Annotated in this window: 22 protein-coding genes; 4 read left to right on the top strand and 18 right to left on the bottom strand. The window is 44.9% G+C overall.

The features are described from left to right. Positions 1–115: 115 nt before the first annotated feature. From sucD to BM613_RS04400, 3 genes are all read right to left on the bottom strand, one after another. Positions 116–1,015, bottom strand: coding sequence for a succinate--CoA ligase subunit alpha (sucD, locus tag BM613_RS04410; RefSeq protein ID WP_109429966.1), 900 nt, complete (start codon positions 1,013–1,015; stop codon positions 116–118). A gap of 12 nt (positions 1,016–1,027) precedes the next feature. Then, entirely contained in the window at positions 1,028–2,185 is a 1,158-nt protein-coding gene (gene sucC / locus BM613_RS04405; protein WP_109429965.1) for an ADP-forming succinate--CoA ligase subunit beta, read from the bottom strand. 154 nt (positions 2,186–2,339) lie between these two features. Beyond that, positions 2,340–3,554 (bottom strand): MFS transporter, encoded by a 1,215-nt coding sequence (locus tag BM613_RS04400; RefSeq protein WP_181362886.1) that lies wholly within the window; start codon positions 3,552–3,554, stop codon positions 2,340–2,342. Between the two features lie 176 nt (positions 3,555–3,730). Between BM613_RS04400 and BM613_RS04395 the strand changes: the two genes are divergently transcribed. The 3 genes from BM613_RS04395 to BM613_RS04385 all read left to right on the top strand — a co-directional run bounded on the left by BM613_RS04395 (position 3,731) and on the right by BM613_RS04385 (position 6,964). Further along, on the top strand, positions 3,731–4,129 hold the full coding sequence (locus tag BM613_RS04395) for a hypothetical protein (protein ID WP_146192763.1): 399 nt from the start codon (positions 3,731–3,733) through the stop codon (positions 4,127–4,129). Between the two features lie 262 nt (positions 4,130–4,391). Next, positions 4,392–5,954 (top strand): YifB family Mg chelatase-like AAA ATPase, encoded by a 1,563-nt coding sequence (locus tag BM613_RS04390; RefSeq protein ID WP_181362885.1) that lies wholly within the window; start codon positions 4,392–4,394, stop codon positions 5,952–5,954. A 131-nt stretch (positions 5,955–6,085) separates the two neighbouring features. After that, entirely contained in the window at positions 6,086–6,964 is an 879-nt protein-coding gene (locus BM613_RS04385) for a patatin-like phospholipase family protein (RefSeq protein ID WP_181362884.1), read from the top strand. A 75-nt stretch (positions 6,965–7,039) separates the two neighbouring features. Here BM613_RS04385 and BM613_RS04380 read toward each other — a convergent pair whose 3' ends face one another. The 12 genes from BM613_RS04380 to BM613_RS04325 form a co-directional block, all read right to left on the bottom strand. Further along, positions 7,040–7,309, bottom strand: a complete 270-nt coding sequence (locus tag BM613_RS04380; protein ID WP_109429960.1) for a YneF family protein — start codon at positions 7,307–7,309, stop codon at positions 7,040–7,042. Between the two features lie 26 nt (positions 7,310–7,335). Next, positions 7,336–8,379 carry a ribonuclease HII gene (locus tag BM613_RS04375; protein WP_181362883.1) on the bottom strand — a complete coding sequence of 348 codons (1,044 nt, stop codon included), beginning with the start codon at positions 8,377–8,379 and terminating at the stop codon, positions 7,336–7,338. Between the two features lie 47 nt (positions 8,380–8,426). After that, complete coding sequence (gene ylqF / locus BM613_RS04370) at positions 8,427–9,272, bottom strand: ribosome biogenesis GTPase YlqF (RefSeq protein WP_109429958.1); 846 nt, start codon at positions 9,270–9,272, stop codon at positions 8,427–8,429. 64 nt (positions 9,273–9,336) lie between these two features. Beyond that, entirely contained in the window at positions 9,337–9,681 is a 345-nt protein-coding gene (gene rplS / locus BM613_RS04365; RefSeq protein WP_109429957.1) for a 50S ribosomal protein L19, read from the bottom strand. A 146-nt stretch (positions 9,682–9,827) separates the two neighbouring features. Further along, entirely contained in the window at positions 9,828–10,580 is a 753-nt protein-coding gene (locus BM613_RS04360) for a hypothetical protein (RefSeq protein WP_109429956.1), read from the bottom strand. After that, the gene (locus BM613_RS04355) at positions 10,577–12,244 is read right to left on the bottom strand and encodes a hypothetical protein (RefSeq protein WP_109429955.1); all 1,668 of its coding nucleotides are present in this window, start codon (positions 12,242–12,244) and stop codon (positions 10,577–10,579) included. Before BM613_RS04355 ends, BM613_RS04360 begins: the two co-directional genes overlap by 4 nt. Then, a complete protein-coding gene (locus tag BM613_RS04350) occupies positions 12,237–13,457 on the bottom strand; it encodes an O-antigen ligase family protein (RefSeq protein WP_146192762.1) in 1,221 nt (406 codons plus the stop codon). The genes BM613_RS04355 and BM613_RS04350 overlap by 8 nt, the downstream gene beginning before the upstream one ends. Positions 13,458–13,651: 194 nt before the next feature. After that, positions 13,652–15,946, bottom strand: coding sequence for a glucosaminidase domain-containing protein (locus tag BM613_RS04345; RefSeq protein ID WP_109429953.1), 2,295 nt, complete (start codon positions 15,944–15,946; stop codon positions 13,652–13,654). Positions 15,947–16,022: 76 nt separating this feature from the next. Next, positions 16,023–17,477, bottom strand: coding sequence for a hypothetical protein (locus BM613_RS04340; RefSeq protein WP_109429952.1), 1,455 nt, complete (start codon positions 17,475–17,477; stop codon positions 16,023–16,025). Positions 17,478–17,524: 47 nt separating this feature from the next. Continuing rightward, positions 17,525–18,022 (bottom strand): acyl-CoA thioesterase, encoded by a 498-nt coding sequence (locus BM613_RS04335; protein ID WP_109429951.1) that lies wholly within the window; start codon positions 18,020–18,022, stop codon positions 17,525–17,527. 138 nt (positions 18,023–18,160) lie between these two features. After that, positions 18,161–18,562 carry a dihydroneopterin aldolase gene (gene folB, locus BM613_RS04330; protein ID WP_245926236.1) on the bottom strand — a complete coding sequence of 134 codons (402 nt, stop codon included), beginning with the start codon at positions 18,560–18,562 and terminating at the stop codon, positions 18,161–18,163. Beyond that, positions 18,556–19,851 (bottom strand): BaiN/RdsA family NAD(P)/FAD-dependent oxidoreductase, encoded by a 1,296-nt coding sequence (locus BM613_RS04325; protein WP_245926235.1) that lies wholly within the window; start codon positions 19,849–19,851, stop codon positions 18,556–18,558. The genes folB and BM613_RS04325 overlap by 7 nt, the downstream gene beginning before the upstream one ends. Before the next feature lie 98 nt (positions 19,852–19,949). On the opposite strand from BM613_RS04325, the gene BM613_RS04320 reads away from it, so the two are divergent. Further along, the gene (locus BM613_RS04320) at positions 19,950–21,113 is read left to right on the top strand and encodes an aminotransferase class I/II-fold pyridoxal phosphate-dependent enzyme (protein ID WP_109429949.1); all 1,164 of its coding nucleotides are present in this window, start codon (positions 19,950–19,952) and stop codon (positions 21,111–21,113) included. Positions 21,114–21,141: 28 nt separating this feature from the next. On the opposite strand, the gene BM613_RS04315 is transcribed toward BM613_RS04320, so the two are convergent. From BM613_RS04315 to BM613_RS04305, 3 genes are all read right to left on the bottom strand, one after another. Continuing rightward, positions 21,142–22,053, bottom strand: a complete 912-nt coding sequence (locus BM613_RS04315; RefSeq protein ID WP_245926250.1) for an S-layer homology domain-containing protein — start codon at positions 22,051–22,053, stop codon at positions 21,142–21,144. A gap of 120 nt (positions 22,054–22,173) precedes the next feature. Further along, positions 22,174–23,592, bottom strand: coding sequence for a purine-cytosine permease family protein (locus tag BM613_RS04310; protein WP_109429947.1), 1,419 nt, complete (start codon positions 23,590–23,592; stop codon positions 22,174–22,176). Positions 23,593–23,607: 15 nt separating this feature from the next. Further along, positions 23,608–24,426: an AIR synthase related protein gene (locus BM613_RS04305; RefSeq protein WP_146192761.1), complete on the bottom strand. Its 819-nt coding sequence runs from the start codon at positions 24,424–24,426 to the stop codon at positions 23,608–23,610. Positions 24,427–24,439: the final 13 nt, after the last annotated feature.

Below are 24,439 nucleotides of genomic sequence, written 5' to 3'. Positions count from 1 at the left end.
ACACCACTCCTATTGCTAAAAAGAATGCTGAATTGTAAACTTTGTACTAAAAAATGCCGACTTCAAATGAAGTCGGCACAAGCATCGATAAACGATGAAAGCGATTTGATTCACATTAAGAACGACATTTTTCCAACAGATTGCGTTCTTCTAACATTTTTACAAGTGTAGAGCCCATTTCAGAGGGGGTATTTGCCACTCGAATTCCAGCAGCCTCCATTGCAGCCACTTTCTCTTCCGCAGTCCCTTTCCCACCAGAAATAATTGCACCTGCATGCCCCATACGCTTGCCGGGAGGAGCGCTACGACCAGCAATAAATCCTGCTACAGGTTTTTTCATGTGTTCTTTTACGTATTTTGCTGCTTCCTCTTCGGCCGTTCCACCAATTTCACCAATCATGATGACAGCTTCCGTATCCGGGTCTTCATTGAACATTTTCAAAATGTCTACGAAATTTGTCCCATTCACAGGATCGCCACCGATACCAACTGCAGTCGATTGTCCCACGCCTTGAACGGTCAATTGATACACAGCTTCGTACGTAAGAGTTCCGCTGCGACTAACTACGCCCACATGTCCACGTTTGTGAATATAACCAGGCATAATTCCTATTTTACACTCTTCTGGCGTGATGACTCCTGGGCAATTCGGGCCAATCAATCGCGTCCCTTTTCCCTCTAAGTAACGCTTCACCGTAACCATATCAAGAATAGGGATACCTTCTGTGATACAAATGACGAGTTCTAACCCAGCGTCTGCGGCTTCTAAGATCGCGTCTGCGGCAAATGCAGGGGGAACATAAATGACGGAGGCATTCGCTCCAGTCTCTTTTACAGCCGCTTCTACAGTATCAAAAACGGGAACCCCTTCGACGAGTGTTCCACCTTTTCCAGGGGTCACTCCGCCAACCATTTTTGTTCCATATTCAATTGCCTGTTTCGTATGAAACAAACCGGTAGCACCTGTAATTCCTTGGGTAATGACACGCGTGTCTTTATTCACTAAAATACTCATGAGATACTCCTCCTACTTCACGAGTTCAACAATTTTTTGTGCTGCCTCCGCCAAGGAATCCGCACCAACAATGTCAAGCCCTGATTTATTTAAAATTTCTTTCCCGAGTTGCACATTTGTTCCTTCCAAACGCACGACCAGTGGACGATCTATTCCCACTTGCCGAGCTGCTGCAACGACAGCATTTGCAATGACATCACACTTCATAATCCCGCCAAAAATATTGACCAAGATTCCTTTAACTCCAGAATCAGAAAGGATGATTTTAAACGCTTCTGTCACCTTCTGCTCAGAAGCACCGCCACCTACATCAAGGAAATTTGCTGGTTCCCCACCAAAATACTTAATGGTATCCATCGTTGCCATAGCAAGTCCCGCACCATTCACCATGCATCCAATATTTCCCTGAAGACCAATGTAACTGAGATCAAATTTCGAAGCCTCGACTTCGCGTGGATCTTCTTCTTCAAAATCGCGAAATTCCACAATATCTTTGTGACGAAAAAGCGCATTATCGTCGAAATTTAGCTTCGCATCTAACGCCAACACATTCCCATCGCCTGTAACGACAAGCGGATTAATTTCCGCAATGGAACAATCGTTATCCACAAACGCACGATAAAGTGCCACCATAAACGCTGCAGCTTTGTTTATGAGTTCGCTTGGAATATGTATGGCATATGCGAGTTTGCGGGCTTGATAGGGACGAAGTCCAACTGCAGGATCAATTACTTCCCGAAAAATCTTTTCTGGACTTTTAGCCGCAACTTCCTCAATTTCCATACCGCCTTCTTCTGAAGCCATCATAACTACACGCCCAGTTTGACGGTCTACCACAACCCCTACATAATACTCTTTTTTAATATCTGTAAGGGATTCAATTAAAAGTCGACGAACCACTTTCCCTTCTGGTCCCGTTTGATGAGTGACTAATGTTTTGCCCAATAATTCTTTTGCATAGGTGCGGACTTCATCCAATGATTTTGCAAGCTTTACGCCTCCAGCCTTCCCGCGACCCCCTGCATGAATTTGCGCTTTAACGACAGCCCGTCCACCAAATCGCTCAGCGACTTTGACCGCTTCATCAGGAGTAAATGCTACTTCCCCTTCTGGAACTGCTACGCCATATTTGCGCAAAACCATTTTGGCTTGATATTCATGAATATTCACGATGCTTCCTCCCAACCTGTTTCGGATTCCTTTAGTGATCACACCCGAAGGAATCCAGGTCCATTTGCACAACTTAAAAGATAGACTACTAAGTGGCGGAATTCAACTCGATTTTCACTGAATAAGACTTTGTTTTAATCTGCGGAACCAGATCTTACTCATACGTTGATGACATCGGTACAGAGGCAATCCCTTTTAATCCTCGTCTGTAAAAGACAGTCATCCCCAAAATAATCAGTCCTGTTATTGCAAATGAAAATCCATACATTTTAAATGTTAGCAACTCACCCCCAAACCATACAGACACAATATTTCCAATCCCCCTCATGAATCCTCTATAAGATTGCATGATCGTTCTTTCCATATCTGTTACCACCCCCAATGCTAAACTATCAATTGCAGGGGCGTACATCATGTTTACCAAGGAACGTAAAGCCAATAAGATAACAAACACGATCAAGTCAATATGAATAGACAAAGCAAAATTGACGAGAAAAGCAAAAAATAAAAGTGGTCCTAACGCTCGATGTACAGAAAAACGATCAAGTACCCAAGGAGTCATAAATGAACCGAGAAACAATGCGAACTCGTTAATTGCCATCACAATTCCAATCATAGTGACAGATAAGCCGAATTGGCCGGCTAAGATCAAATTTAAATAAGGCATGACCAACCCATACGACAGGCCCGACAGGAACGCAAATACACTGTAAAACACAACAGGTCGTGATGGCCTAAGGAATCCTCCGTGTATATCGCGGGAGATTCCCGCTTCTCCTACAGCTTTTAGTTTGCGCCGAGCAAGCGGAGCAATACAAAAAATTAATCCACTGAGTAACAAAGTTGATTCATACGGTGTGCGCATTTGTGGCAACCAGTGAGGAAGCCACCCTCCTGCAATACTTCCCACCCCGATCATCAGCATAAAGTTGGCGAAAATTAAGGAAATCGCAAAATCCCGCTCTTTTTCAGATACATAAGCTGCCACAACCGCGAATTCAGTTGCACCAATCATCGCTTGCCCAATTGAGAAGAGTAGTTGAGCTGCACATATTAATGCAAAACTTGAAAATACAGGAAGTAATAACGCTCCAAACGCAAGAAGTGTCGTACCTAAGACCAACATGCGCGTGCGTCCAAAACGATCGGCTAAACCACCCATCAATACCGAAAGAACAGTTGTTGCAATGGGATTTATCGAAGTGATCCAAGTAATTGCGGTTGCATGATAACCCAACGCGGTTAAATGCAAATTGAATAAGACACCAATGACTCCAATGGAAAAACCATAGATTCCATCCGTCCAAAGAAATCGCAACATATCTGGCGGCAGGCTTTTTACTCTCTTCCAATAGTTTGCAATATACAAATGTATTCCTCTCCTGATCGATTCAATAAGATGATTTTTCTCCATTTCTAATCTATTCCAATTAAAAATCTAATTTTTTTGTTTTTTCGCATCTATCACATTGTAATTCATGCAAAGCCTGTTATAATACAAAAAAGGGGAGGGGAAGTTGTATGGATTTCTGTTGCGGCACTACGATGACATTACGATTAGCACCACTTACTACAGATGGGGGCGCGCAGATCACCGATGTTCCCTTCCTGTATTGCCAGACTTGCGGACACACGGTTGTCGCTCCCGAAGTTGAGTTCGACGTGACAATGTACACACACTATTGCGACACCGACGGAGTAAAACAAGCGAGTATCTACGACGTGATCAGCAAGGAAAAACTACAAGCGATCATCGCAGAGTATCCACTGTTTGAAGGCCCTGCACATCCTATCGTCACGAAAGAACAAATTGACCATATGCTTGACGTATGGAATTTTGCAAAACAAATTAATGATCTTGAATGGATTGAAGAGATCAAAGCAGCTTTAATCAAATTGCATAAAGTTCACTCACAGAGTCAATTGTTACAACCACAATCCTAAAGTTAATGGCAACATACAAATTAATCTCGTAAAATGACCACACAACACGAAAAAACTTGATTGGCTGGGATGGAAAAGGGTTAGAATGTTTGACGCAAAAAATCGGCGTAAACGTTTCCCCCTTTTCCCTGGCTGTGATCGAGATGAGTGTGAATGTGGTCTTGTGTTATACAACAGACAAAAGGATGCACATCGACCAGAATCGCAAGCTCAGTCTTGTCTCCAAATTCCTAGCTGCGCTTTATATTCTGCGAAATTCGAGGTGTTTCTTTTGTATGCTGTTACGTATGGTATTGCTCTTTATGGTATTGAAGGATTAGTCATTGGCATAGAAACGGATGTGCAAACTGGCCTACCTAGCTTTGAGATGGTTGGACTTCCTGCATCCTCAATTCGCGAAGCAAAAGAACGTGTGCGTGCCGCCCTAGTTAATAGTGGCTTTACTTGGCCACGCAGCCGGATTACAGTAAGCTTAACTCCGGCTGATTGGAAAAAGGAGGGAAGTGGGTTAGACCTTCCGATTGCAATTGCCATCTTGATTGCATCAGAACAACTGGCGCCGATCCCACATACAACGGTATTGCTTGGCGAACTTGCTTTAGACGGCAGCGTGCGGACTTTTAAAGGATTATACGCATCAGTCAAATGTGCATCTGATCTTGGGGCTGAACGAATCATTTTCCCAATTACAGAGGGGATAGAATTCGATCCTCCTTGCGATTCGATTTTAACCGTTCAAATCGCCAGTTTACTTGAGACTGTACAAATACTAAAGGGACATGCCATCCACAGAGACGACTTAAACACTCCCCGAAGTAGTGTATTAATTGGTGCAAAAACTCCTCGTCATGAAATAATAAGCCAATTAGATGACCAATTTCCGGATTTTCATGACATCGTAGGACAAGAACATGCCAAACGAGCAATGTTAATCAGTGCAATTGGAGGGCACCATCTTTTACTCTATGGCCCACCAGGATCCGGAAAAAGTATGCTTGCAGAACGTTTTGCCTCTATTTTACCAAACCTCACGCGAATTGAGTACGCTGAACTCAGACACATATACAGTATTGCAGGCTTCTCACTTCCAGAACAACCAAAACGTCCATTTCGCTCTCCACATCATACCATCACCGCACAAGGACTCTTAGGAGGAGGTTCCCAACCTCGCCCCGGTGAAATTTCTTTAGCGCATCACGGCATACTTTTCTTAGATGAGCTTCCCGAGTTTTCAAGAAAAGCACTTGAAGGATTGCGTCAGCCTTTGGAAGCTAAAAAAATTACAGTAAGTCGTTCTTCGTATACAATGACTTTCCCTTGTAATTTCTATTTTATAGCAGCCATGAATCCCTGTCCGTGTGGCTATCATGGATATTCTTCTAAAATACACCATTGCCGTTGTAGTATCCGTGACATCGATCGATATCGAGCAAAAATTTCCGGGCCCGTTCTTGACCGCATCGATATGACTTTATGGGTTACGCCCACACCGCAAACAGCGTGGAGTAATTTTACAGGAACAAATGAATTATCGTCTGAAGTCATGCGTGTGATGGTACAAGAAGCCATTGAGTTTAAAAACGAAAGAGAAAGCAGTTCGCATTTTACAAATTCTTCTTTTCCTCAAGAAACGGTATGGTCTATGTTTGCTTTTGATAAGGCGAGTCAAGACCTACTCCTTTCAGCAGCAAATCGTTTACATTTGTCAAACCGCAGCCTCCGAAAAATTACTGAGGTTGCTCGCTCCATTGCTGACCTTGAACATAGTATCATCGTACGCGTCGAACATGTTGCTGAAGCGCTACAATATCGATCCTATACCTGATCACATCATACTCTATTCACTGATGAAAAAGGCACAGTTTTTCCCATGAAGCAAGTGTAGAGAGAAAAGCGTACATTGGCTATACTTTATTTGAGCAATGGTCATACACTTTCCGCATGAGGAGCTGTGCCATGAAAATCGGATTAGCACTAGCTGGTGGAGGTGCGTCTGGCGGCGCTCACATTGGCGTGCTGCGCGCATTAGAAGAGGCACAGATCCCCATCGATTTGATCGGCGGAACAAGCAGTGGTGCCATGGTCGCGGGACTTTACGCAGCTGGAGTCACTACAAGCGATATGTTGCGCCTGCTTCCTTCTCTTACGCGGCGGCACATCGACATAGATTTTACACTATTGCCTCGCATCTTTACGAGAAAATACCCTGGTGGATTGCTCCGCGGCGACCGCTTATATCAATTTATCCGATCTGCTGTACAAGAACAGTCTATGAGCAATGTGCGCATTCCCCTCGCAATTGCAGCGACAAACCTGCAAACGGGACGCGAAGTGATCTTCTCATCTCATCCGTGTATTGCACCAAATGTCCGAGGAATTGCAGATGAGTTTCATTTTCCGCTTTGGGAAACAATTACTGATATCTCACTTGCAAAAGCAATCCGTGCAAGTATTAGCATTCCATTTGTCTTTCAGCCCATCGAATTTAATGAAATGATTCTTGCAGATGGTGGGCTGGTAGATAATTGCCCTGTTTTGCCTGTGCGTACAATGGGAGCAGATCTTGTAATTGCAGTAGATACGATCACGCCATTTTTACGATTACGCGGAAAATTACTTCTTAAAGCGCGAACTTTAGCACAGCAAGTAATCAATATTGGGCTTGGTAGACATGCTGCACTAAGTGCACTACAAGCCGATTTATTTCTAGCACCCCCAGTCGGCCCTATTGGTGCTCTCGATTTTCCGCGCCTAGCCTCTGTCGCAGAATTAGGCTATGAATATACAAAAAAGCGCATTCCATACATTCTTCATGCGCTTTCCTTGCGAACGTGAATCGTCTGAACTCTGTTCATGTTTACCTGTAAAACCATCATTTTATGAAGAGGAGGTGAACCTACACGCACAGATTTAACGTTTTTTCGCTGGCTCACGCTTTGAGTTCTTCTTCTTTACACCTCCAAATAGTGGAGCAGGTTTTGCGCTCGCTTTTTTCATCTGTTGTTTAACAAGCTGTAGTTGGCGCGGATTTAAATTCATACCCATGCGCTTGGCCATTTGTGCAATGTCCTTATCTTCCCATTCCATATTCGCCATACTGCGGCGAAGATACCAAGCGGCTAAGAAAAACCCAGCAACAAGCCCGACAATTAATCCGATTACCAAAAACCACCATTGCATTGGCTATCTCTCCTTTTGTGCGAACATTAAAACGCAGATATATAATGTTCAATCTGTGCCTCTTTGGCATTCTCCTTAAACGATACGACAACCACATCAAAACGAACTTGATTAAAACTAGATACTTGTTGCAAATAAGCTTCGGCCAGCCGACGCAATTTTTGTTGCTTTTGACCATTGATTGATTCAGCCGCCGTGCTCAGATTTCTTTCCTTACAATACCCTACTCGCGACCGCACCTCAACAATAACAAGGGTATCCCCATCTTTCATAATCGCATCGATCTCTCCAAACATAGAGCGCCAGTTTTGCACAAGTAAGTGATAACCCTTTTCAAGGAGGTTGGAAATTGCTAAATTTTCAGCTTGCCTTCCCGTCTCCTTACGTCGGTCACCGCACTTACTACTAGATGCAGACCGCTCTACTGCCGCTTTAACTGGAGCAAAAGTTAATCGATGGATTGGACTTGGGCCAAATTGTGCAAGTGCCTGTAAATGTTCAGGGGTACCATAGCCCATGTGTCTTTCAAATCCGTAATCCGGAAATATTTTCGAATAATTCTCCATGATCCGATCACGCGTTACTTTCGCTACAATAGAAGCAGCTGCAATCGATTGACTTAAGTGATCCCCACGAATCAACTTTCGCTGCAAATATTGTACATTCGGGATGGTTGCACCATCGACCATAACCATGTCAATTTGTGGCATGGTTGTCGCCACTTGACGCAGTGCCGTGCGCATTGCCTCATAAGTCGCCTGCAACACATTGTACTGGTCAATGTATGTATGGTCAATAACTCCAACGCCATGAGCAAGGGCGCGTTCCACGATAACCTGATAAAGTTCCTCACGCTCAGCTGGCTTTAGCTTTTTCGAATCATAAATCCATTCCTGGTTCAACGTATCCGGTAAAATGACTGCCGCGGCAACCACCGGCCCTGCTAATGGTCCTCTTCCCGCCTCGTCGATCCCACATAGAAAAGGGCCGAATTCTCTGCGTGCCATTTGATCGTACAAATAAGCTTGTGTACATAAATTTTCCATTTGCAACGCCCGTTTTACCTTCATCGCGAAAACCCCCACACCCAGTTCACACAGCCCGCAAAGACGTACGATCATAAACGATCAAACGAGATTTTCCCAACTAAACCGGATTGTACATCACGCAAAAGCAATTCTGCAGCAAGCAGCGTATCGGGCACTCCGCCTTGCGCAAGTGCTCCCCGACTCAGTGCAACTTGAGTCAATAAAATCTCTGGATCCTGTTCATCTAATGTAATATTGTAGCGCTTAGACAATTCATCCGGATAATTTGTAGCTAACCACAAAAGTAGATCCTTCGCCAATTCGTCTACCTTCAGTAAAGATGATTTAATTGCCCCAGACCATGCAAGTCGTTTCGCGACATCAGGATCTTCGAATTTTGGCCATAAAATTCCTGGCGTATCAAGCAACTCAAACTCTTTTCCTGTTCGAATCCATTGCTGTTGACGAGTGATTCCTGGCTGGTCTCCCGTTTTCACCACTTTTTTTCCGACAAGACGATTAATGAGAGAAGATTTCCCGACATTCGGTATACCGAGGACCATCGCGCGAATTGTCTTTCTACGGATCCCTTTCTTTTCTAATTTTTTAAAGGTGGGAACAGTGACCTCCCGCGCAGCACGTAATATCCCTGATACTCCGTCTCCCTTTAAAATATTAACCGCGACGGCTCGAGACGCTTCTCCCTGATTCCAAAACGCTAAAAAGCGCTGGGTCACTTCGTCATCCGCTAAATCAGCTTTTGCGAGCACACGCACAGTAGGCTTCGCACGGGTAAGCTCTTCCATCATGGGGTTACGACTAGAATTCGGCAGTCTCGCATCGACAACTTCGAGTACCACGTCGACCAATTTTAATTGTTCGAGAACTTCTTTGCGCGCTTTTGCCATGTGACCTGGGAACCATTGAATACTCACTTTGTAACCTCCACATACAAAAGCGAGGACTTGGTTTTTCCAAGTCCCCGGTTTGTTCAGTTGCCTACAGCAACTCTTTAATACGAGCTGCCTTACCACGCAAATTGCGCAGATAATACAATTTTGCACGGCGAACTTTCCCGCGACGGACAACTTCTAACTTGTCAATCTTTGGAGTATGGAAAGGAAATGTTCGCTCTACACCTACCCCATACGAAATCTTACGTACAGTGAACGTCTCACTGATCCCTGTACCGCGACGTTTGATAACGACGCCTTCAAATACCTGAATCCGTTCCCGCGAACCTTCTCGTACTTTCACATGAACGCGAATCGTGTCACCAGGACGAAACTTTGGAAGATCACTGCGCAATTGTTCAGAAGCGATCTCACGAATTAATGGATGCATAAAACCCCTCCTCCCGACAGGTGTTCATGCTCGATTGCAGCAGCGGACCACCCTGATACCAGTCGCCATTGTACCACATTGATTTCTGAAATGCCAACTTAGCAAACGTTTATGCCCCAACAGAATCCTCCGAGCGAATTTGCACCCTATGGTCTTTCAATTTGGGACAATAAATCAGTTGGAATTTTAAACTTTAATTTAGGATTATTAAACCCAAAAAATAATTCTTTTGCATCAAACGCTGTCGTCCCAAGACCTGGAACACCAACGGTTGATTGCACTTCAATCTGGCGTAATTTACCATCCGTCGTATCGACCCAAACTGTATATAGCGCTTCGCGCGGAACTGTACGTTGGTTCATATTCGATGTTGCTCCCATTCCACCAAGCAGTGTCCCACTCGCAACAGTCTTAAATTGATATACGTCACACAACCACGAAACGACCGTTTGTTGCGGTAATTGATAAACCACTTTAGGCGGACTTACACTTAATAAGCTGGAAAGAGACTGCCACGGCGTGAGAGCAGTGAGTGGTTGCATGGGCGACCACCGATTTCCATCTTTTTCATAGGCAAATGACCCATCTTGATAAATCAGGTAGTTTGCTCCACCAATCGTCTCATCCATCGACACCTCACTTGGCAACTTTACCGACCCATAAAATTGCACAGTTTGAACGAAACGTCCTGTATGCGCCTGCATGGAAGCTTTCAATTCATAGGATTTTACATCCGCCATACTCGAAAGGGCTGTAGAAACCTGATTCAAGCCATCTGGAGTCACTGACCGCTGCACCGTTTCCTGATTATAAAGCGCAGGGTCAGAGACGAGGTTGCACCCCGTTAACAGCATCGCAGATGCAAGTACGGATAACCACATCATCCGCTTCTTTTTCATCGCAGAACCCTCCTTCGCAATTGCAGGCGACGGGCGAGACCTACGGCAATAGCTAACACATAACCAGCTTCTATGAGCCATAACCAAGGCACTCTTTGTAAACCTAGCAAGACGATTTCTTGATGTGCGAAAACAGAAGTCAACAATTCAGGCCGTGTAGCAGAAGTGACATGTACCGTTTGTAAATCGACATAGTTAGGATAGTACACGCGAAAGACACGCTGCAATTGCCCATTATGATAGATGTAACCACCTAAATAGCGGGTAGGAGAAGTGTTGATCAAACTCGGAGCATTTGCAATCAACAAATCCCCCCCTTTGCGTGGAAAGACGGTCTCAAAGCGAAATGAATCGCGCCCACTCACCCATAATCGTTGCCACTCTCCAGCACTGGTCAACTGAAAAATTTGCGCTGGCACTGTGTTAACTAATAATGCATCGCGATGTTTGCCAGTGAGATCCGCAAAGACCACGTCAGTCGTCAAAGGATGAAGATAGGAGCCTTTTAAGGTCGCAATCACATGCGGCCTTTCTGGCGGCAGAGAAAGCACTTGTATCACGTTGTTGCCTTCAACAACTACTTGCGGATTTGCATCGACGTTTTGCGGCAATAGGTGATAAACACCTAAAATTGCGACGCCACGCGTGCGAACGTGCACAGGTAACCCTTGGTAGGTCCCTGTTAAATATCCTCCTTGCAAGGAAAGCCCATCGGTCACGTCGATTTGATGACCGGTTACCTGTTTCCAGTTTTGAGCTTCCGTACTCGCTGTTTTCAAGCTCAAATCAGCCATGGATTGTGCAACAGTTCCGGGACTTAACAACATTGATAAAAGGGTTCCTGGATCAGCTGAAAGGGAGACATACATACGCGTTCGATCTTGCAAATTGAGAAAATGCGACGTTGTAAATGGAAAGTCCATCAACCCTAACGACCAAAATGGCAACTGGCTCAATTCGCGTTGCGTCGCATAATGTGTGATGAAGCGCAAACGACCAGGGCGAATCGCAACAACGTCATACGAGTGCTGTAACTCCTGAATTGCAGATTCAATCGTAGTTCCCGCTTGAGGATTCTGGTTCATCAAATGAACTAAGTCTTGCGCTTCGTCCTTAATTGGACGATGCCCGCGCAAAGTAACAATTTCCTGCATCCCTGGACGGACTGGATCTGAGACAGCAGCTACAGGTAAACTCGGAACCTGCGGATCAGGGCTCGCCAAATGCCCGATATACCGCACATTAAAAAAAGCTAGGTTGCGCAGATCATGCAGCGGAATAAAAATCTGAACAATTGTAAGCGCGACAATAATAAAAAACAGGCGCAGTGTTCTCACACCAACGAGAACTCGACCAAGAGTCAACGCAAGTCCAACAAAGACAATAAAATCAATAATCCGCCAAATCAATGATTCACCAGCAAAACTTGCGATTCCTATACTGGCCATCAAGCAAAACAAAGTGAGCCTTACCACGAGCCTGCGATCACGCAGCGGGAACGCATACATAAAAAGCAAACTCGCCGCAATCACCAATAAAATGCCAAAGTAAGAGTATTGCAAAGTCCAAGCCGTAAAAACCAACTGATAAAAAACCATCACCCAAAGCGCATAAAGGATCAGAAACGGAACAGAAAGCCAACGTCGCCACGTCGATTCAGTCACGATTCATCTCCCCTTCCGCCCCATAGATTAGCACTAGCGTGCCAACCATCCAAAACAAGAAGTTCATAGAGGGTACCTCAAAAATATTTTCAACCGCATTATGGGACACCAACACCACGAGCGAACTAAACACCCCAATAAACAAATATTTCATCCTCGTATCCGCCGTCCGTTTAAGAACCCGCCAAACATCTCGTAAATAAACGAATAGGAGGCCAAAAAAAGCGAGAATGCCGATCAGGCCAGTTTCAGCCAAGGTCTTCGCATAGTAATTATCAACATAGATAATCCCGAAATATTTGGAAGCAACAGCGCCTCCATAGCGGCCAAGTCCAGCGCCAAATAGCGGGTTTTTTAACATTTGATCGTAAGCATGCCCCCAGCGCGCGATGCGTCCACTTTGCTCTGTTTTAACCCAATACACAGGCGACAGAAATTGATCCATACGCGCATGAATAGGTGGCACAAAAAAGATCGCAAGCACCGTCAAGACGATTGCGATAATGGTCAAACGCTTGTCAAGCAACCATGTGAAGACCAGCGCGCCAACAAAAAAGGCAACCCATGCACCCCGTGTAAAGGTAAAGACAAGCGTCATCATACTTACGATTGCGGCTGCTCCGTAAAACAAACGCGGACCGCGCTTTTTTTCGTATAGAGCTAATCCCATAGCATTTGGCGCAATAAACGCCATATAGGAACCAAAGATATTTGGGCTACCAAAAAGTGAGTAAACGCGCGTACGAACATGCTCACCTAAATTTATCCAAGCACTTGGGATCGGTGCCCGCATAATATACTCATAAACTCCGTGAATCGCCATCAAGAATCCAATGAGCACCATGAATTTCAAAAGTGGCACAATATCTTCCTTCTCAACGACATACGGAAGAACTAATGCGAATAACATATAAAGAAAGTCAACTCGCCAACCAGCAAAAGCGACTGTCAAATAGCCTACATCCATCAGCATATATGCGAGTCCCAGCACAGCGATAAAGATAATATAGCGCTGTGTCGGATAAAACTTTCTTTGCACGCCCGCCATGCGCGCGCGAATCGCGTAAAAAGCGAGCAAAATAAAGACCAATTTGTCCCATGCGGCACCGATGATGCCCCAAGGATAAATATGCAAGAAATAGTCAGCTACCGGAAAGGCCGCTAAGAGGTAAAGCGGCCATTTCAGCCGCAGCGGCAAAACACTTTCCCCCAAATGGTTTCACCCCAGATCATTTCAAATGCGTGCTACATCTGAAATCAGTCACTTTCACGTATAGAGGACAAGCGCCTTTTTCAAATGAAGTCACCTTTATTTCACCTTAAAATAGAACAGGCGATCCGAAAACGACAAATGTTGTAAAAAAAATTGCCTGTGCGTTTTCGGACACGCCATATTATATCACATGCTCAATGAATAACCTGAACATACTTTGCACTGACCCAACCTTCGATTCCATTGCCATCCATGATCTCATCCCAGCCGTCAGACGAAGACTGGATTAAAACAACATAAACACCGTTCGTTAATTTATCGATTGTATCAGCTGTCGTTGTCGGATTATCTACAGAGTTGACCGCCAAGAAACTTCCATAATCAATCCCGACTACCTCCATAACATTTTGCAAACTAACACCATTCCAATTCACAAATCCCACCTGTCCATTTGGCAATTGCACTTGATCCCACCCTGGCGAATCGCCTAACACAGGAAAATCAGTTCCGCTAGGAATTGTACCTAGTACGGTTGGTTGCGCCGTCGTAGCATCATCTGGTGCAGAATAAACAGTCAGGTCAGAAGTGGCTTGTCCCATCGCACCTTTAGGATAAGGAAAAACTTTTCGCGTTGCCTGTTCTCCTAAAAGCGACTGATCCCCAATACTTGAACTATAAGGTTGAATCTCTGACATGATCCGCGCAATACTATTTGCCCAATACGGATCTGTCGCATAATCGACATTCATTCCGTCTAAATTAGGACCATTAAAAAATGCGCCGTTTGCATTCAGATAAGAATTGCGCACAAACCACGCCTGAAAATTGATGTCATATTCAATAGAACGAAATGTTGCTGCTGCATCTGGATTGTTTGTATACGCCATGTAACCAAACAAATTATCCCGATTCATGGCAAAATAAGAAGTTCCCCAAGCAGATTCAATGATCGCATGCGCAACTAAATATTGTGCATTTACTCCGTATGTATTTTGCGCTTCAATAAAATACTGTCCGGTATTTTGCAAAACACTATTGGGAGCTGCGTTTTGCGCGATAAAATTATTAATTTGTGCAGCAGTAAGTGTCGACTGTGTCTCTAAATTCATCGTTTGATAAGGATTTTCCCATTGTCCGACATACACATCGCCAGTGGGAAGAACTTCATACCAATGATCGTAATCATTGGATACGTACGTCTGACCTGGTGTCATAAAGGAAGGCGCCGGTGCCAGAGGGATGCTTATAGATCCCCAGTTATCCACAACCATTCCATTTTGTACGGTAAATGTATCACCATAAGGAGATTTTACATCTGTAGGATAATTCGAATAGACAATTTGATTATTCGCGCTGTCGATGACCTGCACATCTTGCAGAGTTTGTGCATAAGCAATTGCATCAGCCTCATTGTTAAATGAGCGCACTAATTGGAGATATTGATAAACTCCGTACGTTGCAGCTGACGTCCAAACGATATGATTGGTACTCAATTGTACTACAACGGAACCCGGTAATGTTTTAGCCAGTGCGATTGCAGACGCTTCATCCACGAAAGATTGGATCGTTTTATTGCCCACTTCAACGGCATACGCAGGAACATTTGTGTAAATCACAGTTTGCGTCGCAATCTCTTCTACCGTGACATTATTTAATCCTTTGGCAAAAGCAAGCGCATCGCTTTTCTTGCTAAACTGCTTGAGCAAGACGCCATTTTGATAGACATTAAAGCGCGGTATATTGTCCCAAACATCCTGTCCATTTGCGATGTCAATGACTTCACTTTGCGGATTTTGCGTCGCATACGCTTTCGCATTTGCAAAACTGGAAAATGACTCTGCAAACTGTTGATCGATCAATACGCGATAAGCTGCCTTCCACAGCGTTTGCTGTGTATCGATACTAACCACTGCAGCAGACTGCATGCCCCGTGCAGCTGTCATAGCTGCCTCAAGCGTTTGATACGAAGTGGTGGCTCCCTGCCCAATCACTTCGTAGTTGTTCCCATCACTCCAAACCACTGCACGACTTATGCGATTGAATACAACCTGTCCGGGAATATTTTTTGCGGCAGCAATAGCCGCCTGAATCGAAGAGTATGTAGAGGATTTTAGAAACGATCCTGCAGAAAATACAGATTGTTGCGGTACCACAGCATAAGGACGGCGAATATTCGAATATACTACAGATCCGAATTTCCCATCCACGACGACTGCATCCGTAACCCCTGAGGCAAAAGCTTTTGCTTGGTTAAGTGTTGTAAAAGTCTGCTGTTTACGAGTTCCCCCAGACGAATAGGTCACAATGTAAGCGACATCGCTTATAGAGGGATTTCCATCTCTACTTTGCGCAAAATCTCCATGTGATGAAATGTGCCAAATCGGAACATTCTGCGCAGATATCACATTCGCCTTGGCGCTTACTGGCACACCAATTGCCATGACACCTGTAAGAAACAAGGCTAAGATCGTCGAGTGCTGTCGAACCATGCGTGTTTTCCCCTCCAGCACCTATTATGTCGATGCCGGAGGAAGTCTGTCAATGATAGAATCATAGTTTTCTTGTTTACGAATTTTGCGCAACGATGAAAGTGACATTTGATTGCTCAAGCTGCATCGTAAACGGCATTGGATTTTGCTTAATCACCTCACCAGATACTGCCCCTGGATCATTTTGAATGACATAGGAATAGGGAAAGTGATCAGCCAAAAGCTGTTGCTGCGCTTCTTGCAAAGTGCGTGTCAAAAGATTAGGCACAAGTTTATATCCACTTGGAATCGCGACTTGTAAAGTCACTTGACGTACAGGGGATGCGACGCTTTGCAGCGCTGGCTGCGAACCAACTACCGTATCTGCAATCTCGCCACTCATTAGCTTTACAGCCTCGACCCGAACCACGTGAATTCCGTGTGAAGTAAGCAAAGAAATAGCAGCGCTTGGTGATAATCCAAGCACTTTTATCTCCTTCTTTGGCATCTGTCCTGAGGTTTCTATTGATGGGCGAGGAGTATTGGCTCCAAACATCCCATTGCGCATTGCCCGCACCCCACCATAAATGATCGCAAGTGCAGCGATTACGCTTAAAATTACGATAAGCACAGTACGCATGCGCAAATTACGCGACAACACGCCATTGTCCTCATGTTCTTCCTCTCTCTCCACACTCTTTTGGGGCAACTGCGAACGGTTATTTGCGTAAACATCCCATTTCCCCGCAGCGAATCCCTCTTTAGCAACGTGATGAGCGCGAGTGGGAGCTTGAAACTCAAGAGTTTCCATCTTATGAAATTTCTCTTCGTCGATTTGACTTGGACGTGCAAATTCCTCGCCAGCTTGCTCTTGATTCGACTGTAACGCCATTTTTCGTCGCTGCTCTGCAATGAGCATCGCCTCAAGAATCATTCGAAGATCCGCAAACGTAGTACAGGATGCAACTTCACCACGCAATCGTTGTAACCCAACACGTAATACGGGTGAACGCTCAAGAATTCGACCAGGATCATTTGACAAATTTATACGTTTTTGCAAGCGATCGGCGATATACTGACTAAGTGCATTCACGTGCATTTCAACTGCCCCAGATCTCTCTTCTGAGGGGATTGACAAAAGTCCGAGTACATGCGGATATTCGCCATCCCAAATGATTTGCTGATCTGAAAAAGCAAATGCAATTCCTGCCTGAACAAGACATTCAACTGCCTCTGTGATTTTTACACATGCGGACAAAAGCTCATAGCGCGAGAGATCAGGGAATCCAAGTAAGTCATTTTTTCTACTCTCAAATACACAGTAAAATCCATCATCAGTCGGTAGTGCGTCAAATAACTCCGCTACATAAGCATGCGAGATGCTCACGCGCCTTGCAAGCCACGTATCTACTGCATAACGATCAAAAGCACGTCCAGATTGTGTGGCAACTAACACCGGGCGGCCTAATCGCACGTCAAATCCGCGCGCAATACTCCACCCAGCACAAGTTGCAATGACAGTCTGCACTTCATAACGATCGGACAACTTCATGATGCGTTGCAGCCCCCTCACCGACGAAACACATACGCCCACTCATTCTAGTGGGCGTATGAAATAGCAGCGGCGGATCGCTCTTTGCGCCGTTTCAAACGGGTTTCCCGACGCTCGGCTGCCGTATTATAATGCCACCACTCTTCATCCGTCTCAGGCAAAACAGGCGGAACTACAACAGGTTTTCCCTGATCGTCAAGAGCGACAAAAGTCAGATATGAAGTAGCTGTTAGTCTCTGCTCCCCTGTAAGTAAGTTCTCGGATTGAATGCGGCAAAAAATTTCCATAGAAGTTTGGTGAGTCCAAGTCACAAACGCCTCGAGTTGAATTGCCTCACCAACTTTAATAGGAGCAAGAAAATCCAGACTGTCGCTCGATGCAGTCACAACTGCGCGTCGACAGTGACGCATTGCCGTGATACTCGCGATCTTATCGATATATGCCATTACACGCCCGCCAAAAATCGTGCCATGCACATTTGTATCAGGTGGCAATACAAGATCCGTCATAAAAGTGCGTGACTCACTCACTCGTTTTGCTTCCATCATTAACCCCTCAGCAACATCTGCAATACAGAAATGTTTGCCCATTGAGGTGAAGTAAACGTATAATAGCCCACGATCACCACAAGAATAGCCATGAAGACCCACATTGCTTTTTGCATATTTTAATCCCCCAATCTCTTAACTATTTACCCGGGAGCGAACCAATTCAATCCCCACCGTTTCAAATATCCCTGAAATTGGCGCAGCTGGTTTTTCTAGGTGTACAGTGACTGTATGTACAATCGGATACGATCGCAAAAGATGGTTCGCAATCTCTTCTGCAACTGCCTCCACTAGTTTGCGCGGGCGCCCTTCCACTATTGCTTTTACTCTATTATACACGTCTCCATAGTCGACTGTAAGCGTAAGATCATCCATCCTCCCAGCAGCTCGCAAATCACAACCTAGTGACAATGAGATGATAAATTTTTGCCCCAAGCGGCGCTCTTCTGGATATACCCCATGATATCCATAAAACTCCATATTGCGTATGAAGATGGAGTCGCCCATTCCATCGCCTTCTTCCCCGCAACCTAACATTGTTCTCGCATAAGAGCCGAATGCAACGCTGCATGTTTACCTGCTACATAACCTGTAGAGAACGCCACAGTGATATTATAACCACCTGTATGTGCGTGTACGTCCATCACTTCTCCGGCAAAAAATAACCCACGCTGTTTGCGCGATTCCATCGTGCGCGGATCAATTTCTTTAATCGCTATCCCCCCTCCTGTCACCGTTGCACGTGAAAGTCCGAGCGTATCTGCGACATGTAATTCAATCTCCTTAAGACATCGAACAAACTGTTCAATGTCCCGCTTGCTCACCTGCGCAGCAAGTCGATCACCAGGGAGATTACACGATTCCAAAATAAAATTCGACAAACTAACTGCAGTAACCTCCTTAACTACAGTACGAAACACACGTTTTGGCATCATTTCACACAGAGCAAAGATTTTTTCCTTCAGTTCCATTGCTGTATTTGTTGGATCTGCGTCAATCGTCAATAAGAGTGGTTCCTTCCCATCCTTCATCCAACTTCTCACCGCATATTGGCTTACACGTAACGCTGCCGGCCCCGATAATCCAAAATGAGTAAATAAGACATCTCCTTCCTCTGTCGTCAGAAGTCTTTTTTTCCTGTCATATAACCGCAAGACGGCTTGACGTAAAGACACGCCTTGAAGCGTCTTATTTTGAATCACAGGGTCATGCATAACTAAAGCGACCGATGTTGGATAAGGCTCTACAATCGTATGCGAAAAGGTACGAGCAAAGTGATAACCATCACCAGTTGACCCCGTTTCAGGGACAGAGCATCCACCGACTGCTATTACAACAGAATCTCCAGTAAAGGTGCCACCGCCTTGCATAAAAATTTCGAAATCGCAGGTTTGGCTACGATATGAAATAGCTTGTACGGATGCTTCAAATACAATTCGCACCCCTTGTGTATGCAGTTCTTGCAATAATGCATCAAGAACAGTCGAAGCGCGATTTGTCACTGGAAACATCCGCCCGCGGTCCTCTTCTTTGAGTTCGACACCTAAATCACGGAAAAATTGAATAATATCTTGGTTCGACCATTGATGCAACACACTATGCAAAAATTTCCCGTTTCCAGGTATATTCTCTATGATGTGATCAATTCCACGAGCATTCGTAACGTTGCAGCGACCTCCACCAGAAATCAGTAACTTGCGGCCTAATCGATTGCCCTTTTCCAGCAATGTCACTTGGGCGCCTAAGCGTGCCGCACTGATCGCTGCCATAAGTCCTGCTGGCCCTCCACCAATCACAAGTACTGAAGGATTTGTGTGATTCCCCACTCATTCCATCTCCGATTGTTCATTTACGTGTAATCATGGCTTTCGCCCCAAAACATAGTATAGTAGGATATACATTATAACGTCTCGGAGGGATCGAGTTGCAAGTTAAAGCGAAACGACTGACCGCAATTTCATCTGCAGTTTTTTTTGAAATGACACAACTCAAGTCCGAAATAGCAAAGCGCGGAGTTCGTATCATCGATCTAGGAATTGGATCCCCAGATATGCCGCCAGCTTCCCACGTGCAAACCGCGTTTCAAAATGCTCTAAAAGACCCGAGGGTTTTCGGATATGCGACAACCGAAGGAACAGAAGAATTTCGATCTGCAGCTGCCAACTTCTTGGAATCCCGCTATGGGGCTAAAGTTGACCCTGATACAGAAGTACTCACTGTCATGGGAGCTCAAGATGCATTGTCACATATTTCTGTTGCCGTTGTCGATCCTGGAGATGTCATTCTAATTCCAGATCCTTGTTACCCTATTTATGAAGTAACGGCTCTACTTGTCGGAGCAATACCTTATCGCATGCCCTTGCGCAAAGAAAATAACTTCCTACCCGATTTTTCAGCAATTCCAAGTGATATTTTGCACAAAGCCAAGCTCATGATTTTAAATTACCCAAGCAATCCTGTAACAGCAGTTGCGACTCATTCTTTTTTTGCGGAAGTTGTAGAATTCGCAAAACAGCATGAGATCCTTGTCCTTCACGATGCGGCATATATTGAATTGACATTTGATGGCCGGACATCCCCTTCATTTTTGGCGACACCTGGAGCAAAAGAAGTTGGCATTGAACTTCACTCGCTCTCAAAAACATTCAATTTTGCAGGACCAAGACTGGCATTTGCCGCTGGCAATCGGGAAATTTTGTCTGCCTTGCGCATCGTCAAATCAAACATCGATTACGGTGTCTTTCGAGCTACACAACTCGCTGGAACAGTTGCATTAAAAGAACACCCTGAAACGCATATAACCCATGTCCGTAAATTATACCAAGCGCGACGTGATGCCTTTTTACAACCATTACAAGAAGCAGGATGGGAGATCGAGCCTTCTTTAGCGACAATGTTTATCTGGCTAAAAACACCCAATCACATGAAATCCCGAGAATTTTCGCGGCAACTTCTTGAGAAAACAGGAGTCGCTTGCGTTCCAGGTGTTGGATTTGGACCTGAAGGAGAATACTACGTGCGTTTTGCCCTTGTTCAGTCTGAACAAATCCTTCAAGAAGCTGCAAAACTTATAGCAGCTGCGTTCTAAAATCACATAGAGGAGGATGAATCCGCCTCTATGTGACTCTTCCTGTTTGCTTTTCTATATAGATGCGCAATCGGTTTAACCAATCTGCAGCTTGTGCACGTGTAATTGGCTCATCTGGCTTAAAGAGTCCATCCTGATACGCTGTCACGATTCCACGTGCAAGTAGATCATTGACTGCTCCATAGAACCAATCATTTGGATGGATGTCTGCTGGCGAGTCTTTCACGTAGCTTTCCCTCCCAAGGCGAATTTGTCCGATGGCCTGCAGTTGTTTTGAGTTTGCCGATTGCATATCCCAAAAACTTATCCCTATTCCCCCTTGCTCTCTAACCGCCAGCGCAAACTGCCCAATCTGCTCACTCGTTACGGCTCCATAAGCCTGGCCCACAGGAACAATGGGGGTTCCAAAGTTGCGCAGTTCAGAATAACTCTGTTGTACCGCAAGAGCAGGTGCCAAACCAAAATCTCCCCAATAAATTTGCGGCAAGCATACATCACAATAATGACTAAACGTTGTATAAGGAAATTGCGGGTGATCACTCGGAAAAGCAAATGTCGTATACCCAATAATGAACTCTGGAAACTGCGTGCGTAGTCCTGAGCACAGTTGTTCTGCAGCAGTCATCCGATCGTTAAAACTTTGCTCTGCATCGAGTACATACCAATCCGCTCCGAGGTCAATCACCGTTTGTGCCGCCTTCAGTTCACCTAAAACATCCGTCCCATATACGTATCCCCAAGCGGCAACATGAAAACCTGCTTGCTTTAATGGGCCAATGACTTTGGCAAATTGCGGCCAGATTGTAGAGCCGTCATGAGCTTTCACTAAAAATCCATCGATCCCCAGTTGTTGACCTGTATGAATGAGTAGCGAGAGATTCCCCGCGAAGGTTTGATCAACTTCCCAAATCCACATATGTTTCCCCGAGTACACCTGCACCTTCAACTCTTTCCCCCCTCGCAAACCGCAACACAGTTCATCTTATACTATGTAGATAAGGTACATTGAAAATGTGATATCGTTGACGGCGTTCGCCGGAGCAAAAGCAAGATCGTGTGTTTACCTACCCCAATTACCACGCTGGATCACCAAAAGGAGGAAATAGAAACTTCCACTCACGAGCGCCGTAATCAAAATACCCAGACTACTAGTAGCAAATACTCCATTTGCAAACGGCCCTTGAAAGAATGTAGAAGTCGTAAACAAACTTCCTATGATCAGACCCGCCAGCCAAGAAATAAATGCGTAGCGATGCAACGTACGAAAAAAAGACGGGTTCTGTTTTTTAAGGGTCCCATCAATGCGCAATACATCGGGATCCTCTCTGCGAACAAGCCATTGATCTGTAATAAATACAGCTTCCCAGGCCGCCAAAGAAATCCCCGTAAACGTAAGAAATGAAGTAAATGGACCTAGAAAGTTTTGCTTAAAAAACAAAATATAGATCGTAACACCAAGCATTACCGCTGCATCAATCCATATCGTTTTATACCGTTTAAAAGGTACACCTATCGCTAATAACGTCAGTCCAGAAGAATAGAGACTTAAATCTGCTTCCGCGATCAATCCTCCGACCGCCGCTAGCAAATAGGGAATAACCATCCATTGAGGCAACAGCGACCCAATTGCAGCAATCGGATTGCTACTCATGACAAGCTGTGGATCTCGTGCACAGAGTATAATGCCAATTGTCATGAGAATAAACAAAGGAATACTGCCACCTAATGTGACTGCCAAAACCAATGTACGAGAGCGAACATGCGAAGCTTGATAGCGACTGTAATCTGCTGCAACAAGCCCCCAGCTAATGCTCGTCCCTGCCGCAATGGTTGCCACTGCGGGAAGAAACCCTTGCAGCCAATTCCCTGTCGGCATCTCCAGCAATGATTTCCACGGAATTCCATGCTGCAACAAAAAGAGCATCACGATTAAAATTAAAGATCCAAAAACAAAGGTCGCAACCTTTTGCACAAGGAGTAAAGTAGCCTGTCCAAGTAATCCAAGCACAATGACACAAGCCGAAAATAAAGTGACAGCAAAGAGATCCAAATAGGTCGGATTCGCTCGCACAAAAATATCCTGTAATAAAGCTGCAAGCGAAAGAGTTCCTGTGACGACTGTAACCGCTTCCCATCCAAGCAAGTTTACCCAACCGACAGTCGCCGGAAACAGATTTCCTCTAGCACCAAAAACACTTTGTGATAAAATGAACATGGGTGCATGTCTCTGCTTCCCAGCAACACTAAGAATGCCCACAATCAAAAAAGAGGCTGCGCCTATAAAAGCTGCAAGGAGTGATTGCAAGAAACTCAAATGATACCCGATAATCACCCCGCCATATAGAATTCCTAAAATGCCGATGTTCGCGGCAAACCATACCCAAAACAAATCCATTGGTCGATCCTGCCGCGCATGATAAGGAATTGGGTCAATCCCATATTGTTCAATCTTCCATCGTTCATTCCCCTGTATTTGCATTCTTCGTCGATCTCCTCATTCTTCCTTTGCATCAAGCGCGATAAACGTCCCAATTCGCGTAACTGGAGCCGTAATCTGTCGCATAACATCGATTGCTCCCCATTCATCACAAGCAAACACCACACAAGTACTTGGTCCTGCAGATGATGTGAATGAGATGGGCGAATCTTCTAGTTGAAATGAAAGTCCAGAAGTAGAAGCTAGTTGATTTGCCTCGTATAGAATTCCCTTTGATCCGACTGGCAGAATATCTGAAACTTGTGGATGTGAACGCAACGTTTGTAAATCTCGGATCGATAAAATTTCCTGATCATCCACCTGAATTTCGTGAGTGGGTGCACTTTTGGGCAGCCCCGCGACAAGCGCTATTTGCCCTGCACGAATTGTGCCGCCATAAAATTTCTCATCAGATACGATTCCTACCACCGTGACTCCAACACCCGTCTGTATTGTGGGAACATTATCCTCCGTGCTTCCATTAAACTGCAGACGTTCTTCCATTCCAACTTCCTGTGCAAGCATTTTCATTCCGTGTAAAATAGCGTCACTATATTCATCAGATGTTTGACATTGCGTATTCACCACAAGAAATGGAGTCGCTCCAATCGCCAAAATTTCCATCAATGGGACACGCAGAGCGAAATATCCCACAACTTCTGGTAAGACGCGCACAGCATCTGCCGCTTTCATCCCAATGCCACCGACGGAATCAGTTGCAATCACTAGCTGATGCTGCGAATGAATACGTACACAAGTTAGATCTCGAAAGGCTTGAATCAATGAGCGAGATGTATTTCCCTCAATAAACCATTTCATCCAATCATATTCTGGCATGGTAGGGGCCATT

It is taken from the genome of Sulfoacidibacillus thermotolerans, assembly GCF_003144315.1.
Classification (GTDB): Bacteria; Bacillota; Bacilli; order Alicyclobacillales; family SLC66; genus Sulfoacidibacillus; species Sulfoacidibacillus thermotolerans.
This window is presented reverse-complemented; position numbering and strand designations above follow the sequence as displayed.

What these genes read in the sequence shown, in the direction of transcription:
- sucD (WP_109429966.1), bottom strand. Translation starts at nt 1,015, where the DNA reads ATGAGTATTTTAGTGAATAAAGACACGCGTGTCATTACCCAAGGAATT.
- BM613_RS04395 (WP_146192763.1), top strand. Translation starts at nt 3,731, where the DNA reads ATGACATTACGATTAGCACCACTTACTACAGATGGGGGCGCGCAGATC.
- BM613_RS04385 (WP_181362884.1), top strand. Translation starts at nt 6,086, where the DNA reads ATGAAAATCGGATTAGCACTAGCTGGTGGAGGTGCGTCTGGCGGCGCT.
- BM613_RS04380 (WP_109429960.1), bottom strand. Translation starts at nt 7,309, where the DNA reads ATGCAATGGTGGTTTTTGGTAATCGGATTAATTGTCGGGCTTGTTGCT.
- BM613_RS04375 (WP_181362883.1), bottom strand. Translation starts at nt 8,379, where the DNA reads ATGAAGGTAAAACGGGCGTTGCAAATGGAAAATTTATGTACACAAGCT.
- rplS (WP_109429957.1), bottom strand. Translation starts at nt 9,681, where the DNA reads ATGCATCCATTAATTCGTGAGATCGCTTCTGAACAATTGCGCAGTGAT.
- BM613_RS04360 (WP_109429956.1), bottom strand. Translation starts at nt 10,580, where the DNA reads ATGAAAAAGAAGCGGATGATGTGGTTATCCGTACTTGCATCTGCGATG.
- BM613_RS04345 (WP_109429953.1), bottom strand. Translation starts at nt 15,946, where the DNA reads ATGGTTCGACAGCACTCGACGATCTTAGCCTTGTTTCTTACAGGTGTC.
- BM613_RS04340 (WP_109429952.1), bottom strand. Translation starts at nt 17,477, where the DNA reads ATGAAGTTGTCCGATCGTTATGAAGTGCAGACTGTCATTGCAACTTGT.
- BM613_RS04335 (WP_109429951.1), bottom strand. Translation starts at nt 18,022, where the DNA reads ATGGAAGCAAAACGAGTGAGTGAGTCACGCACTTTTATGACGGATCTT.
- folB (WP_245926236.1), bottom strand. Translation starts at nt 18,562, where the DNA reads ATGTTAGGTTGCGGGGAAGAAGGCGATGGAATGGGCGACTCCATCTTC.
- BM613_RS04310 (WP_109429947.1), bottom strand. Translation starts at nt 23,592, where the DNA reads ATGCAAATACAGGGGAATGAACGATGGAAGATTGAACAATATGGGATT.
- BM613_RS04305 (WP_146192761.1), bottom strand. Translation starts at nt 24,426, where the DNA reads ATGCCAGAATATGATTGGATGAAATGGTTTATTGAGGGAAATACATCT.